The organism is Rhabdochromatium marinum, from assembly GCF_016583795.1.
GTDB lineage: Bacteria > Pseudomonadota > Gammaproteobacteria > Chromatiales > Chromatiaceae > Rhabdochromatium > Rhabdochromatium marinum.
The window spans coordinates 1-15,156 of record NZ_NRRS01000030.1; the positions used below are offsets into that span (position 1 = coordinate 1).

General features: G+C 59.4%; 11 protein-coding genes. 6 read left to right on the forward strand and 5 right to left on the reverse strand.

The features are described 5' to 3' along the window. Nucleotides 1-1,112: transposase (locus CKO36_RS10260; RefSeq protein ID WP_242469519.1), on the reverse strand; the 1,112-nt coding region annotated here is incomplete at its 3' end. Between the two features lie 283 nt (nucleotides 1,113-1,395). Beyond that, on the reverse strand, nucleotides 1,396-5,160 hold the full coding sequence (locus CKO36_RS10265; RefSeq protein WP_200283967.1) for a sulfite exporter TauE/SafE family protein: 3,765 nt from the start codon (nucleotides 5,158-5,160) through the stop codon (nucleotides 1,396-1,398). A gap of 138 nt (nucleotides 5,161-5,298) precedes the next feature. Between CKO36_RS10265 and putP the strand changes: the two genes are divergently transcribed. Genes putP through CKO36_RS10285 form a run of 4 tightly spaced genes read left to right on the forward strand, consistent with a single transcriptional unit; the run spans nucleotide 5,299 to nucleotide 10,972 of the window. Beyond that, nucleotides 5,299-6,807, forward strand: a complete 1,509-nt coding sequence (putP, locus tag CKO36_RS10270) for a sodium/proline symporter PutP (protein ID WP_200283968.1) — start codon at nucleotides 5,299-5,301, stop codon at nucleotides 6,805-6,807. Beyond that, entirely contained in the window at nucleotides 6,804-9,698 is a 2,895-nt protein-coding gene (glnE, locus tag CKO36_RS10275; RefSeq protein ID WP_200283969.1) for a bifunctional [glutamate--ammonia ligase]-adenylyl-L-tyrosine phosphorylase/[glutamate--ammonia-ligase] adenylyltransferase, read from the forward strand. Before putP ends, glnE begins: the two co-directional genes overlap by 4 nt. A gap of 53 nt (nucleotides 9,699-9,751) precedes the next feature. Then, nucleotides 9,752-10,672, forward strand: coding sequence for a branched-chain amino acid transaminase (locus tag CKO36_RS10280; protein ID WP_200283970.1), 921 nt, complete (start codon nucleotides 9,752-9,754; stop codon nucleotides 10,670-10,672). Between the two features lie 48 nt (nucleotides 10,673-10,720). Beyond that, nucleotides 10,721-10,972: a zinc-finger domain-containing protein gene (locus CKO36_RS10285; RefSeq protein WP_200283971.1), complete on the forward strand. Its 252-nt coding sequence runs from the start codon at nucleotides 10,721-10,723 to the stop codon at nucleotides 10,970-10,972. Nucleotides 10,973-11,026: 54 nt separating this feature from the next. On the opposite strand, the gene CKO36_RS10290 is transcribed toward CKO36_RS10285, so the two are convergent. After that, the gene (locus CKO36_RS10290; RefSeq protein WP_200283972.1) at nucleotides 11,027-11,740 is read right to left on the reverse strand and encodes a class I SAM-dependent methyltransferase; all 714 of its coding nucleotides are present in this window, start codon (nucleotides 11,738-11,740) and stop codon (nucleotides 11,027-11,029) included. Between the two features lie 57 nt (nucleotides 11,741-11,797). Here CKO36_RS10290 and CKO36_RS10295 point away from each other — a divergent pair, with 57 nt between their 5' ends. Beyond that, nucleotides 11,798-12,388 (forward strand): hypothetical protein, encoded by a 591-nt coding sequence (locus tag CKO36_RS10295; protein WP_200283973.1) that lies wholly within the window; start codon nucleotides 11,798-11,800, stop codon nucleotides 12,386-12,388. Between the two features lie 108 nt (nucleotides 12,389-12,496). Here the strand turns inward: CKO36_RS10295 and CKO36_RS10300 are convergent, their stop codons facing one another. After that, entirely contained in the window at nucleotides 12,497-13,447 is a 951-nt protein-coding gene (locus CKO36_RS10300; protein ID WP_200283974.1) for a DNA-methyltransferase, read from the reverse strand. Between the two features lie 61 nt (nucleotides 13,448-13,508). Between CKO36_RS10300 and CKO36_RS10305 the strand changes: the two genes are divergently transcribed. Then, nucleotides 13,509-14,396, forward strand: a complete 888-nt coding sequence (locus CKO36_RS10305; RefSeq protein ID WP_200283975.1) for a helix-turn-helix domain-containing protein — start codon at nucleotides 13,509-13,511, stop codon at nucleotides 14,394-14,396. Between the two features lie 365 nt (nucleotides 14,397-14,761). Here CKO36_RS10305 and CKO36_RS10310 read toward each other — a convergent pair whose 3' ends face one another. Then, on the reverse strand, nucleotides 14,762-14,944 hold the full coding sequence (locus CKO36_RS10310; protein ID WP_200283976.1) for a hypothetical protein: 183 nt from the start codon (nucleotides 14,942-14,944) through the stop codon (nucleotides 14,762-14,764). Between the last annotated feature and the right edge of the window lie 212 nt (nucleotides 14,945-15,156).

Genomic DNA, 15,156 nt, shown 5'->3' on the forward strand with positions numbered 1-15,156 from the left:
GCATCCGCGCGGTCGCGATAGAGCTGCGCGACGGTGAGAATCTCATGAGCCAGCGAGGTGATCAGCACGGCGTATTCATAGACCACCGTCTCCTCGACCAATTCCGCGAAGCTCAGTTGTAATTGATCGGGGTTGCGCTCATCGACCACCGCTAAGTCGCCTTTGATCCGCCGCCGCAGCACAATGGCGCGGCGATGCCGCCCCCAGCCCTGGAGGCGCAGCGGGGTCTCCGCCCCTTCCCAGCCCTGGCCGGCCTCGCACCAGTCGGCCTCGCGCATTAGCCGCTCAATGCTTTGCTTGACGCCCTTGCTCAAGCGCAGCTTGAACAGCAACGGCACCCCTTCCTGTTCGGCGCGGGCCATGTTGGCTTCGGTGCCCCAGTCACGATCGCCGCGGATCAGCGATGGCCACAGCGGACGCGGCAGCCGATCCAGCAGTTCCCACAATCCCGGGGCACTGTATTTCGAGGCGTTCTGATTGCCGGGCTTGACCTCGACGTCAAGAATGAGACGCAAGCCGGCAACGAAATAGGTGTGATAGGTATGAGACGGACGTCCGGGTTTGTGCGGGTTATAGCCTTTCTCCGCGCCCTCCTGGTGACCATAAAGCGGCTTGATAGTGACATCCATGTCGAGTATCCAGGGTTCGCGCAATAATGGATTGACGCCGTATTCCAAATGGTCTTGAAGCCATTTGACGCCGAGGGTTTCCTCGATCTTCTTGAGGTTGCGACGAATCGAATCTTCGCTCATGACTTGGCTAATGCCCAGCAGCAGCGGATTGACCCCGTCACTGCGTAGGGCATTGATATGCGCATAACGCTGGTGTCCCGCCAGCAACGAGAGTAACAGCGTTCCCAGAATCTCGCGGTTCTCCGGGGCATTGGGGCTCTTGAGCTGAAGGGGGCAACTCTCGACCCAAGCATCAAAGACCCCGCTCACATGCAGGAAGTCGATAAAGAACGGTAATTGACCAAACGGCGTGACGGCGGCCTGAGGGTCCCATTCTACGTGCACACGACCACCAAAGGTCGTCACGGGAATGGGGCCGGCGTGCGGCACCAGCGCCTGCTTCGAACCTTCACCCGTAGGGTGAGCGGATAATTCGTTCATCAGCGCCTCCTTCAGCTAATATTTCAGTCGGTTAGCCGATTATGGCAGGCGAGCATCTGCTCTTTCTAGGATCACCACTGCCATGCAACGGCTGAAGCGTTGGTTCAACGCGTGCATCAATTCGCCAAGAACATCAACCGCAACGTCTTTGAAGTAGCGGCTCGCCTGTGGGTAAAGATCGCCCTCGACCAAGAGGAAAAAACTACGTACTCCAGGTTAGACGCGGTTTAAACAGAGTGCAGTCGCGCATTCTTGACCTGAGCGGATTCCCAGCGAGCGTTTATCAAGACCTGTGTGTGGAATCCGATGATGCAGCCCCTAAAATGAGCGAACCATGAGTACTTGGGATGGAGGGAAAGGTTTTTTTTTGCACGTCGTGTTTCGCAGGTTTGCAGCAGCACTGAAGGGAGTGTAGCCGTGCCCGACGCACCAGTGACGCACTGGGTTCAAAGCGCGCATCGGCGCGACCGGCAAAGACGCGCAAATCCTCCAGAATCATTGCCCAACAGCTTGGGGCAATGAGCCCGGCGTCGCCGTGCGAAGACACCCGCAGCAGAATGTCACGCTTTTGACGAAAGATCTCGATGTGCAGTGCAACCGGATTGTTCACCTGGGGACACTGGTGCGGCTCGGTGACAGTGGCGGGTGACTGGGCATACAGCAGCAGTTTCAGTTCAATCAGGTTAGTGGCCAATTCTGGAGCCTGGGTTGCAACGCGGCTCAGGGCGCAATCGGGCGTGCGACAGCGCTCGCGTAAAGCAAAGGACAGCTCGCGGTCAATGAACACCCGAATCGAGTGCTCAATTGCGCGCAGGCGCCGTTCACATACCCGAACTTTGCGTGGGTACAGGCTTTGATCGCGCAGCTGTTGCTCGATAACCGCTCGCACGCGATCATAGGCTTTCGGCAGAGCGCCACTGTGAAAGCCCCGATACAGAATGCCGCGCATGGTTTCGCCATGGCTGCCGATAACCGCCGGTTCGAGCGCCAGCGTTGCAATGCCCTGTGCATCGACACCGCGCAAGGCGGCACTGTGATTGGCCTGATACAGCTTCCAGTTCTCTTTTAATTCCCACACCACAAAACCAAAGAGCCCTGGTAGTAGCACCACGGTTAGGGTAATCAGTGGAATTCCAATCAGTCCCGGCAGAATGGAGTCACTCATCTCCAGCATCAGCGCCGTGATGCCCGGTAAAAACGGCAGCATTAACTTATGGCCAATGGTAACGATTGGAAAATGCTTAACCGGATTGATCTGCGGCTCCACCAGCACTGTGATGTAGAACTGTAACAGGGCCTCGGCAAAGGCCCAGAGTGGCGCCGCCAGGGCTTTCAGCAGCAAGCCACCGAGCGGTTCCTGCAAATGATGTGTGAGTGCTTCTTCCACCCGGTGCAGCGCTTGGGCAATACGTCGGGTGGCCTCCTTGAACAGATACAGCAGATGCTGAATCAGTCCCAACACCAGAGTTTGATTGATGCGACGTTGCAACTGGCTCAGGTGTGTTACCAGATTGTCGATAAAGCGTCGCCCGGCCGGCGTATTGCGCGCCAGAGTGCCCAGCGCAAAGGCCAGTGCCAGCAGCCAGAAACCGGGTTTAATCGGAACTTCCTCAACCAGCACTGCCAGCGCAATGATGGGTGTGAGCGGCAGAATGCCGAACAATAACGGCTGAATGAAATGCCGCGCCAGACCGCGAATCAGGCCGGTACCGAGCAGCCCGGACAGCGGCGGCCAGGCCAGCAGGTGCCAGGGAGCCTGGATCACCAGAAAATCGAACAGCGCCCGGCTGCCATGCCAGATGGCGTGCAGCACATGGCGACCGATATCGGTGTGTATGACCAGGTTGGCCAGGGTACCACCGGCGGTGACAGTCAGCGGCGTGGCCAGATGAAAGCTCGGCTCGACCTCCGGGAACAGATGCAGAATCAGGCCAATGCTTTTCAGCACCAAATAGGTGACGCCAAAGGGCACCAGAACATGGCGTAGGACAGCACGCCCGGCACGGGTGCCAAACAAGGGGGCCGAGAGCTGCTGCAAGCCTTTGATGTAAATTTCACCGGGGCGGTAAACCCCGGGCAGCGCCTGTGCGGCGGTGTGATCGAAGCGGCGCAGGCGGTCGCCGCGATAAAATTCCTCCAGGGTTGAATCGGGCAAACGCAACACATTGCGCGCCACAATGTCGCGCACGTCGGTAAACTTCAGTTGCCGGCGCTGCTTGATGACATCGAGAAGTTCGCAGCGCATTTTGTGCTCGGCTACGCGTTCACGATGATTACGCGGCACAAAGTCGGCCTGACGCAGTGCGTGCGTCAAGCGCGGCATCAGTTGCGCTTCGAGTCGCTGGCTCAGGGCCGTGCGCATCTGCTCCAGCAACTTGGCAAAAACTTCCAGTTCGTGCAGCGGCCAGTCAAGATCGTCGATGCGCACGCGCGCAATTTGCAGGGAGCGCAGACAGTGCAGCGGCGCCTGAAATGGCAGCATTTCGCGCAGGCGTATCTGCCCGCGACTGCGCATCCAGCCCCAGAGCCGCAGCCGGTAGTAATCATCGCGCGTTTCGCCCAGCACCTGCTCCAGTTGGCTTAAGACCGCGCGCGCCACCGGCGAGGCGCTGAGACCGCGGTCCTCGGCGGCCAGACGCTGCACTAGCGCGTCGAGTTGTTTAGCCGCCTCGGGTCGCAAAGCCAGCTTGGCGGCCAATTCAGCGGCCAGACTCTGTTCACAATCGGCTTCGTGTGCGGCTAGGGTCTGGCACAGATCGCTGGCAGAATCGCCGCAGAATTGCATGAGACGCAGCAGCAGACGGCGCGCATCCGCCAGATGCACCAGCGCACAGGCAAAGCGACCGCGCCTTTCGTTGCGCACGGCGGCAGCCATGGCATGGCGCAACAGGCTGAGTCCGGCCTCCAGCCAGACACCGGAAGGCTGCTGCCGGGGGCGATTTTGCAAATACTCTAGGCTGGGTGCAAACACGATTCGCCCTATCAGGCGACTTAGGCGGGCACTGAAATGGTCCCAAAAGCGGGCCGCAAAGGCCCGTTTCGGCCTGATGCGCACGGCTTCATGCAAGGCCGCGCGACAGCGTGCCTCAAACGCCTGGGGCACCGCTGCCGGTGGTGGCGCGGCGGCCTGACGTGCCTGTGCCACCTGATGGCGCCGCGCGGCTGCGGCGTGAATCGCTTGCTGGGCTGCGGCATAGTCTGGGTCGCGTTCGCCGCGCGTTAATCCGCCTGGGAGCAAGGGTAGGGGTTCGAGCGCAGCATCTCCGGCGTTAGGCCGGGTTTTGTGCAGCAGTTGCGGTAAGGCGGGGTCATGCGATGACCAGGCAGGCACGGTGTCGGCTGCCAGACTGGGCGGCGGTGGAAGATGCAGCCCGCTGGCGGTCAGCCAAGTGTCGATGCGCGCCCAATCCTGCACGGCAGGAAAATAAAAAGCCCGCGCACCGGGAGCGAAATAGCGCAGACGCACCACCCGGGCGATGAAGGCACGGCAGATCAGGTTGTCATCCCAGATGGGCAGAATGAGACCATCGCGGTCCAGCACGCTTCGCAATTCGGCAAAGCCGTGCGGACCAACCAGCGCGCGCAACCGTTGGGCGCTGAAGTCAGATTTGTGAGCCTGCTTCTGATTCTGGGCTGGCTCGTCAGCTGCCTCAGTTTCCCGGTCGCGCGCCAGCTGCCAGTGACGGGCGACTTCGGCCTCGAAAGTGCGTGCCCAGTAGTCATGGCGCAGCCGCCGAAAGCCCAGGCCATCAATCCCCGGGGTGCGCGGCGAGGGCAACAGCAGCACATAGTGCGGCAGTTTCAGGCCCTCAATTACAGACAAGGCTTCAGGATTTTCTGTTTCCAGACCAAACAGAAAGTCTTCGCGGCGCATTAAATAGTAGGGCAGGTCGGGAATCGACACTTCCGAAGCCTGCGCGCCCAGTTGTTCCTGAATCAGGCGCTCAATTGCGCGAGCATGAAACAGAAAAACCCCATCGGCCGGGTTCAAAATCTGCTGGCGAAAGTTCTTCGCGTTGGCGATTACAGGGGTTTCGCTGGTGGTCATCGGCTTCTCTGTCACGCAACTGACTTGCAAGGCCGCCGCCGAACGGGGCATGCTGCGACCTGGTGGGCGGTCAGCTTCAGGGGCTGGATACCGCTGATCTAAGCTTAACAAGCACAGGGCGGGCTGATGCAGGAACCCATGCAATTTTCCGTGGCGGCGACCTTTGTTCTCTACCTGCTGGTGATGATCGGTATTGGAGTCTGGGCCTATCGCCGTACCCATGACTCGGCGGATTATTTCCTCGGCGGACGCCAGCTTGGCCCCTGGCCGGCGGCGCTCTCGGCCAGTGCCTCGGACATGAGCGGCTGGCTGTTACTTGGCTTGCCTGGGCTGGCGTTCACCTCCGGTATGCAATCGGTCTGGCTGGCCGGTGGACTGCTGCTCGGCACGTATCTCAACTGGCTAATGGTCGCCCGTCCTCTGCGGCAATTCACCCAGGAAGCTAATGATGCCTTAACCATCCCGGAATTTCTGGCTAATCGTTTTGGCGATTCCAAGCACGTCTTGCAGGTGATTGCAGCGCTGTTTATTTTATTGTTCTTCCTGTTTTATACCAGCTCGGGCCTGGTGGCCGGGGGCAAGTTGTTTGAAACCCTGTTTGGACTGGATGCGCGCATCGCCACCACCATTGGTGCCCTGGTCATCATGTCCTACACCCTGAGCGGTGGTTTTCTGGCGGTTTCCTGGACTGATCTGGTGCAGGGATTGCTGATGTTGGCAGCCTTGCTGCTGGTGCCGGTGATGGTGGTGCAGGCCGACGGTGGCTTCTCTGCCATGCATAGCACGCTGGTGGCGGACCATCCGCACCTGTTTTCGCTCTGGACCGACAACGATGGCGAGCCGCTGGGCTGGATTGCGATTGCCTCTCTGGCCGCCTGGGGACTGGGCTATTTCGGTCAGCCGCATATTCTGGCGCGTTTTGCTGGCATTCGCGATCAGCAAGCGGTGCCAATGGCACGGCGCATTGCTGTGACCTGGAGCGCGCTCAGCCTGGGGGGCGCCATTTTGGTCGGACTCGCAGGACTGGCCTGGGTGGATGGCCATCTGGGCGGCGAGCTGGCCGATGCCGAGACCATTTTCATGGTGCTGGTCGAGACGCTCTTTCATCCGGTCATTGCCGGAATCCTGCTAGCCGCCATTCTGGCGGCCATTATGAGCACGGCTGATTCACAGCTGCTGGTGTCCTCCTCGGCGCTGACCGAAGACCTTTACCGTCAGCTCATCCGCCGCAACGCTGAGCCTGGTGAGGTGGTGCTGGTCGGACGCCTCGCGGTGGTGCTGCTGGCGCTGATTGCACTGCTGTTGGCGCTGGAACCCGACAACACGGTGCTGGGCCTGGTGGCGTATGCCTGGGCCGGTTTCGGCGCCGCCTTCGGTCCAGTGCTGGTGCTGTCGTTGTACTGGCAGGGCATGACGCGTGCCGGTGCATTGGCCGGCATCATCACTGGCGGTCTGGTGGTGGTGGGATGGAAACTACTTGAAGGCGGTCTGTTTGATCTTTATGAGATTGTTCCCGGTGTGATCGCGGCCACTATGGCGATTGTGGTGACCAGCCGGCTGAGCACGCCGACTGCGCCGGAGATTCTGGCGCGTTTTGAGCGTTTCCGCACCGCCGGGTCCGCAGTTCCGCAAGAGTCCGATCTATGAGTACCGCAGTCGCTTCGAGTCCCAACGAGAACCACTGGCAGGACTGGCTCGCCTGGGCTGCACAGGCTGGCGTCCGGGTGCCGGATACGCCGGAATTCCATCAGGCGCGCGAGCGCGTATGGGCAGGCAGCGAATATGTCGCCCTGAGTGCCGCACGCCATCCGCAAGCCCTGGCCGAACTGCTCACCAGCGATGCCCTGACGCGCAACGATGGCGCTGCCACCATCAACACCAGGCTGCAACAGGCACTGGCGGAGGTCAGCGACGAAGAGACCCTGGGCATCGCGCTGCGCCAGCTGCGCCGCACCCAGATGATGCGCATCATCTGGCGCGATCTGGCCGGTTGGGCCGATCTGGATGAAACCCTGGCCGATCTCAGTGCATTGGCGGAGGCCTGCGTTTGCCACAGCCTGGCGCGGCTTGAACCCTGGCTGCAGGCCGAACTTGGCGAGCCGCACGATGCCGACGGGGTGCCGCAGCGCCTGCTGGTGCTGGGCATGGGGAAACTGGGCGCCGGTGAGCTGAATCTGTCCTCGGATATTGATCTGATCTTTGCCTACCCCAGCAAGGGCGAGGTACAGGGCGGTCCACGCGCGCTGAGCAATGAGCAGTTCTTCACCCGCCTGTGTCAGCGCCTGATCAAGGCCCTGGATGCTCAGACTCCCGAGGGCTTTGTGTTTCGCGTCGATGCCCGCTTGCGACCCTTCGGCGACGCCGGCCCGCTGGCCATGCACTTTGATGCGCTCGAAGCCTATTACCACGCCCATGCGCGGGAGTGGGAACGCTACGCCATGATCAAGGCGCGGGTCATCGCCGGGCCGCCCCAGGCCGGCGCGGAACTCATGGCCATGTTGCGCCCCTTCGTCTATCGGCGCTATCTCGACTTTGGGGCCATTGATTCGCTGCGCCATCTCAAGCGCCTGATTGATCAGGAGGTCAGGCGCAAGGGTATGGCCGATAATATCAAGCTCGGCCCCGGCGGTATTCGCGAGATCGAATTCATCGGTCAGTCGTTTCAGCTCATTCGCGGTGGGCGTGAGCCGGAGCTGCAATGTCGGGCAATTTTGCAGGTGCTCCAGCAGCTGATGCACAAGGGGCTGCTGGACGCCGAGGTGGTGGCCGAATTGACTGCCGCGTATCGCTTTTTGCGCCGCACGGAAAATCGCCTGCAAGCCTGGGCGGATCGCCAGACCCATAGCCTGCCCACCCGCGATGCCGAACTGGAGCGCCTCGCTCACACACTGGAGTTTCCCGATCGGGCCAGCTTTCTGGCGCAGCTCAGGACGCATCGCGAGAAGGTGCAGCAGCATTTCGATGCTATCTTTGCCGAGCCCGATCAGGCCGAATCAGGCGCTGACCAGGGCTTAGGCGAGCTATGGAACGAGCCACCGGAACCAGCCGAGGCGAGCGCCACGCTCAGTCGGGCCGGGTTTCGTGACCCGGAACATGCCTGGCAGCGCCTGGAACAATTCCGCCAGAGCGTGCAACGCAAAGGTCTGGGGCAGCTGGCGCTGGAGCGGCTGCAATGCCTGATGCCGCGTCTGCTCGATCAGCTCACGGCCAGCGATGTCAGCACCGCCAACAGCGCTGAGCAGGCGCTGACTCTGGATGTCACTCTGGATCGGGTGCTCCATGTGCTGGAAGCCGTGCTGGGGCGCACCGCCTATCTGTCCCTGCTGGTTGAGCGTCCGGATGCCCTGCGCCAACTGACGCAGCTGTGCGCCATGAGCCCCTGGTTTAGCGAACGCACCGCACGGGCGCCGGTGCTGCTGGACGAACTGCTCGACGCCCGGCGCCTGTTCGCCCCACTGCGGCGCGCGGACTTGGACGCCGAACTGGATGCCCTGCTGGCACCGCTTGGCGCCGATGATCTGGAACAACGCATGGAGCGTTTGCGCCAATTCGCCCAGGGCAATCAGCTGCGGGTGGCCGCCGCCGACATCACCGGTGCCATTGAGCTGATGGTGGTCAGCGACTATTTGACTGAAATCGCAGAGGTTGCGGTCGCACGCAGTCTCAGCCTGGCCTGGGATGGCTTGCAGGCACGCCATGGCGTTCCGGCGGGTCGCGATCGCCAGCACAACGGTTTTTTAGTGTTGGGTTACGGCAAGCTCGGTGGCCTGGAACTGGGCTATCACTCCGATCTGGATCTGGTGTTTCTCTATGATGGCGAGGATGCGCTGGAAGCCACCGATGGCGAGCGTCCCGTCACGGCTGCGCAGTTCTATATTCGCCTCGGCCAGCGGCTGATTCATATCATGACTACGCCGACCTACTCCGGGGTTCTGTATGACATCGATATGCGCCTGCGCCCGGATGGGCAGAAGGGGATGATCGCGCGCGCGCTTGATTCCTTCGCCAGCTATCAGCGCCACGAGGCCTGGGCCTGGGAACATCAGGCGCTGGTGCGCGCCCGACCGGTCGCCGGTGACCCGCGCCTGGCACAACGCTTTGCCGCCGTACGGCGCGAAATTCTGTGCCTGGAGCGCGACCCGGAGCAGATTCGCACCAAGGTGCGTGAGATGCGCGCCAAAATGCGCGCCACTCTCGATCAGAGCCATGCGCAGCAATTTGACCTCAAGCAGGGGCGTGGCGGTATTGCCGACATCGAGTTTATGGTTCAATACGCAGTGCTGCGGTGGGCGGCGCGCTACCCGGAGCTGACCGACTGGACGGATAATATCCGTCTGCTGGAAACGCTCAACCGGCTCGATCTGCTGCCTGAGGATACGGCTGCCGTGCTCACCCAGGCCTATAAATCCCTGCGCGCGGCCTATCATCGCAATGCGTTACGCGATGCGCCCGGGTGCGTAAACAACGATCAACTGGTCAGCGAGCGCCAGCAGGTGGTGCAATGCTGGGACAGCCTGATGGAGGATCAGCATCGCTGATCCCAGGCTGGATGCAGCCGCTGGTGCGAATTGACAACTGGAGACATCAACACATGAGCATGGCCGACCGCGACGGCGTGATTTGGTATAACGGCGAACTGGTGCCCTGGCGCGACGCCCAGACCCATGTTCTGACCCACACATTGCACTATGGCATGGGCGTCTTCGAGGGGGTGCGGGCGTATGCCACTGAACGCGGCCCGGCGATTTTCCGCCTACCCGAGCACACCGAGCGGCTGTTTAATTCCGCGCATATCCTGGGCATGCAGCTGCCCTATGACCGCGACACCCTAAACGAAGCCCAGCGCCTTGCGGTGAGTGAAAATAACCTGTCCTCGGCCTACATTCGTCCAATGGCCTTCTACGGCTCCGAGGGCATGGGACTGCGTGCCGACAACCTGCAAGTGCATGTAATTGTTGCTGCCTGGGACTGGGGCTCTTATTTGGGTGAGGACAACATTAAGCACGGCATTCGGGTGCGGGTGTCCTCCTTTACCCGCCATCATGTCAATGTGACCATGTGCCGGGCCAAGGCCAATGGCAACTACATGAACTCCATGATGGCGCTGCAAGAGGCCCTGCGTGATGGCTATGACGAAGCCATTCTGCTTGATACTCAGGGCAATGTGATGGAGGGCAGCGGGGAGAACATTTTCCTGGTGCGCGATGGTGAGCTGTTCACGCCGGATCTCACCTCAGCGCTCGATGGCATTACCCGCAAAACCGTCATCACACTCGCCGAGGAACTTGGTCTGCGGGTGACGGAAAAGCGCATTACTCGCGATGAAGTCTATATTGCCGATGAGGCTTTCTTTACCGGTACGGCGGCTGAAGTCACTCCGATTCGCGAGGTGGACGGGCGCGTCATTGGTCAAGGTGGGCGCGGCCCGATCACCGAACAGCTACAAAGCCGTTATTTTGCTATCGTCCAGGGCCGCGACTCTAACTACGACCACTGGCTGCATTGGATTTAGGCCACAGCGAATATCGATACAACAGGAAGCAACGCCCGATTGAATCCTATGGAAACCATTGAACTTCCCTTCGCATCTAACCCGCCGGACAACCTGGCTGGGGCACAGCCGTCGCAACCAACGCCGATTAAGGTACAGGCAGGTGATTTACCGCTCAGCTGCCCGCGCCCGGAAGATCAACTCTGGAACCTGCATCCGCGTGTCTATCTGCCGATTGAGCAGGCACCAGATCGCCGCGTGGTCTGCCCCTATTGCGGGGCGGTGTATGAACTTGAGGGCGAGGTGGAGTCGGCGCATTAAGTGCGCTTTGTTCGCTAAATGTGATTGGTTTGACTGGATTTGAAGCAGCGCGGATTATGCATCCGGTGACGGGGCACGGAAGCGCAGGAAAAAGTTCTTGTGCAACCAGGCGGCGTCATCCATCAGGCGAAACCCGGCGGACTCGACCTCTTTGATGACCTGCGCCTTCCCGGCGCGCACATGTCCCTGAGTCCAGGCCGATGCAACCGCCGGATCGGTGCGGAAGTCGATAATGGCCAGAATGCCACCGGGACGCAGCGCCTGCTTGATCGCAGCCAGCATCGCATGCGGAAACTCAAAGTGATGATAGCTGTCGGCGGTAAAGACCAGGTCGACACTGTTGTCCGGCAAGCCGAGATGCTGCTGATCATTGTGCACGGTGGTAATCTGGCTCAGGTCCGCTTGTGTGGCGCGTTCATCAATCGCCTCAAGAAAAGGTTGTGAAATATCGACCGCATAGACCCGGCCCGTCGGCCCCACCGCCTGTGCAAACAACAGGCTGAAAAATCCGCTGCCCGCTCCAACATCCGCCACCACTTGACCGGGTTGCAGATCAAGTGCCTGCACAATGGCCTGGCGTTGAGCATAGAGTTCGCGCCCATCGCGCTCGAAGGTATCGCGCCAAAAATCTGGATCGGCCTCCAGATAATAGCTGTTCATCGCTGGACTCAGCACCCGCCCGGCATCAGGGCTGGTCTCCTCAGCCGCGCGTGCCGGAATAGCCAGCAACAGCGCCACCATCACCGTCACCAGGGCGGCGAGGGTCATCGCTAGCGCTCCTTGTATTTGCCCGACTTGCTTGTCACAACCTCTGGTCATTGCTTCATGCCTCTGCATACTGGAAGACTGCTGTTTGCACCCGAGAATCCCACTGAAGCACCGCCTTGGGAACCGCTGCGCGCGGCGTTGAGCGAAGCCGGCTTGCTGGGTGAAACACTCCCCCCGGAGCGACTGCAAGCCGCCGCATCTGGCACTCTGGGCTATGCTCCGGGCGCACACTTTTTTGATTATGTGGCCTTTACTGGCTGCGCCGTCAACCTCAATACGGCGGATGCAACAACCGGCTCCTTGGGCTGCCATCTGCGCCTGAACCCACCCTGCCCGGAATCGCACTTTTTGCACGGACGCAATAGCCGCCCACCACGCTGCCCAAACTGCCGCAAGCCACTCACCGACTGGTCAGCATCGCTACAGCAGGGCCGTTGGCAAGCGCAAGCGCCGCTGCGATGTGCAGCCTGCGGGCAAAGTCACCCGGCTTGGCAGTGGGACTGGCGCAGACAAGCTGGCTTTGCACGCCTGACGCTGACCATCGAAGAAGTCTTCCCCGGCGAGGCGACGCCGCTGCCGCCGTTGTTACTCCTGTTGCAGCAGGCCAGTGGCGGACTCAGCTGGCAGTGGTTTGCGGTTCAGGATTGAACGGCGCACAGTAGAATCCATTTCCTCATTATGCATCACCCTTCCGAGGGTTCCTTTCTAGTAAAAAATCACGCGGGACGGTATATTTAATCAATCCCATTGGAGCCTTTAATTGAAAAGGCTCATCTGAGGTTGGGTTTTCGCCTGATTAGGCATCCGTTGTTGATTTTCCGAGGGTAAATTAAGGGCAGCTCCCTTGAATTGCGGATACAGAATCGAGAGTCTCCGAATATTATATTCGAGCGCGGAAAAGTATTCGTCATCGATTTCAATCCCAATCGCGTCATAGCCCACAGCCCGGCAGGCGGCAATGGTCGATCCTGAACCGCAGAAAGGATCTAAAATGTGGCCAATGCCCAAGGGTAAAAGGCTTCGAACTAACAAGCGTAGCCAGTGCTGCGGTTTGATGGTGGGATGATCCGAGATCGACTCCTCTACAGTTGGTGTTTTTGCGCTCTGGATAATGTCCGGGAAAGGTTGATCGACGTTCAGGCGACGCAAAGCGCCAACCCCCCATTTACGCAGGTTTGCGGCCACGGTTTTTTCCGAAATTGGTTTGCGGAAGAGCATCCACGGTTCATAGGCTCCGCGTGGCGTGACGCAGACCTCGGGGAATTCCGCTTCCGCCAGTTTGGGGCGATCGCCGCCGCGAAACCCTCGGTAGAGGCGCATGATCGCGCCGCGCACCTCAAACCCAGCCTCGGCCATGCCTCCTTGCACTAAATGTTGCAGCATGGGGGTTCCAGCCAGATAGACATGAGCCCCCGGCATCAGCACCGGGATGAGCGCTTTCCCGAATTCCCGAAAGTAGGTTTGGACATGTTCGCGATCTTTGGTAGTCAGGGTTGTAAAACGTGGCAGGGGCGCCCGTTGACTACCCCCGATGGTGGGTGGCAGACGCCATACTCCGCCTTTGCCACTGCGGAGCTTGGCCATCTCGTTGGGGAGAAATTCGACGATGCCGAAAGGTGGGTCAGTGCAAACGCCATGAATACTCTTAGCCGGCTGATCGCGCAGCCAGCAAAAGCAGTCAGCGTGATAGAGTTCTTGATTTGGCATGAGGAGAGTTTCGTCTATAGTTGAAAGACTGTCAAAGAGTGGGCCGGTAAACTAGCCGGCCATGAAGCAAGCACAAAGGATCATCGGCGCCTGCATCCGAGCGCTCCGCGAGCAGAGGGGTTTGTCGCTTGAAGCTCTGGCGGCCAAGGCGGCCATCAGCTATCAGTACCTTTCGGGTGTCGAGACCGGCAAGGAAAATTTCAGTGTGCAAGTTCTGGAGTCCTTGGCGCGAGCGCTTGATGTCCAGGTTCAGGTGCTTATCATCGCGGCGTATGAAGGTATTGCGCAAGCGTCGGTTCCTCGTCTCGAAGCGCGCTTTTTTCGTCCCTCTACGCCCTTGCCGTTGGGTTTAAAGATTCAACATATCGATGCAGCAGCCAACCTCGCCCAGTCCATTATTTACCGGATCAACCGCAATCTGCGCCAAGAGATCGGCCAACCTTTACAAGCACTGATTCAAGGAAACAATTTTTCTGGCCTTGTCTCGAATGTCTTGACGAATGCTTTTGATCAGTGTTCTCCCTACAAACACAATCACGATCAGCGCTATCCGGACTTAATCTACGCTGAAGGTGCTCCCGGCGGCGTTGGATTGGAGGTCAAAACAACGATCAACGTTGGCAAAGGGGGAGAAAGTCACAACGGACATGGCGGATGGCATCTTGTCGGTTGTTATCGCTTTCTCGAAACAGGCGATATACAGTTTATCCACTTGATGTTCGCGCAGCTCAATGGGCATCAACATGAGCAGCCCGATTGGAGTTATCTGGGAAGCCGGGTGAACGCTACAACAGGAAGTCGACGCACCGAAACCTATACTACGACCCTGACCGGGACAACGAAATTGCGTGACGGCTCGGTTTATCTCGATACTCGGAGCGTCAATCCTTCCAGATGGCGTCAGGCGCGTGACGGGGAGATACCTGCCTGGTCTATTTTTGCGGAATGAAAGATGGCTGGCTTATGGTTATGTGTTCGCTTTTTGGTAAAGGTTCACCATTCTGATTGCGATGCTAGGCTTGGGTTCGAGGCCGAGCCGGCTGGCGTGACGCGCGTAGAGCCAACAACCAGGTTTACTGGTTTCTGGCCTAATCGGTGGAAATCAGCAGGTTTTCTAAAACGATGCGGTTGACTTTCTGCTCGATTTTGAGGTGCAACGGGCGCTTGGGAATGTGGCCACAACCCGGAAAGCAAACAAAGGCAGCGACCCCACGTTTCTGTGAAACCACTTAATCCTTCTTTGGCCAGTGGCGGCCAGCAAGGAGCGTAGGGCACTATTTGCGAGCACTGAGGTTTAAAAAGGGAACGGAAAAATCACGACCCGTCCGGTTGCAAATGCGCCCATGCCGCATCCTCCTCGGATTTTAGCCAGTATTCCGCCAGGGCGGGTTCATTCAAGTATGCCTTTTTGTTGAGCTGTGCAATCGGCGTGAAAAAGTTAATGGTAATCCTGTCGCCACTTTGCACCACCCTGCCGGAAAAATCGATCAGGCTCATCGGATCGCTTTGGGTCCACGCCCAGTGCGGATGAATAACAGGCCACTAAACAGCTGTCACGTGACGTGACAAAAAGCCAATATTTAGTAGGCCGAGAGGTTTGGCAACTCACGGCGCATCAACTCCCAACGGCTGTAGAGCAGTAACAGCGCATGTTGGTGGAATTGAACCAAGCGATCTGCCACGCCATGCCATGAGGGATGCGCCAGTGA

Excerpts from the sequence above, each read along its gene's own strand:
- CKO36_RS10265 (WP_200283967.1), bottom strand. The coding sequence starts at position 5,160 with ATGACCACCAGCGAAACCCCTGTAATCGCCAACGCGAAGAACTTTCGC.
- putP (WP_200283968.1), top strand. The coding sequence starts at position 5,299 with ATGCAATTTTCCGTGGCGGCGACCTTTGTTCTCTACCTGCTGGTGATG.
- glnE (WP_200283969.1), top strand. The coding sequence starts at position 6,804 with ATGAGTACCGCAGTCGCTTCGAGTCCCAACGAGAACCACTGGCAGGAC.
- CKO36_RS10280 (WP_200283970.1), top strand. The coding sequence starts at position 9,752 with ATGAGCATGGCCGACCGCGACGGCGTGATTTGGTATAACGGCGAACTG.
- CKO36_RS10285 (WP_200283971.1), top strand. The coding sequence starts at position 10,721 with ATGGAAACCATTGAACTTCCCTTCGCATCTAACCCGCCGGACAACCTG.
- CKO36_RS10290 (WP_200283972.1), bottom strand. The coding sequence starts at position 11,740 with ATGACCCTCGCCGCCCTGGTGACGGTGATGGTGGCGCTGTTGCTGGCT.
- CKO36_RS10295 (WP_200283973.1), top strand. The coding sequence starts at position 11,798 with ATGCCTCTGCATACTGGAAGACTGCTGTTTGCACCCGAGAATCCCACT.
- CKO36_RS10300 (WP_200283974.1), bottom strand. The coding sequence starts at position 13,447 with ATGCCAAATCAAGAACTCTATCACGCTGACTGCTTTTGCTGGCTGCGC.
- CKO36_RS10305 (WP_200283975.1), top strand. The coding sequence starts at position 13,509 with ATGAAGCAAGCACAAAGGATCATCGGCGCCTGCATCCGAGCGCTCCGC.
- CKO36_RS10310 (WP_200283976.1), bottom strand. The coding sequence starts at position 14,944 with ATGAGCCTGATCGATTTTTCCGGCAGGGTGGTGCAAAGTGGCGACAGG.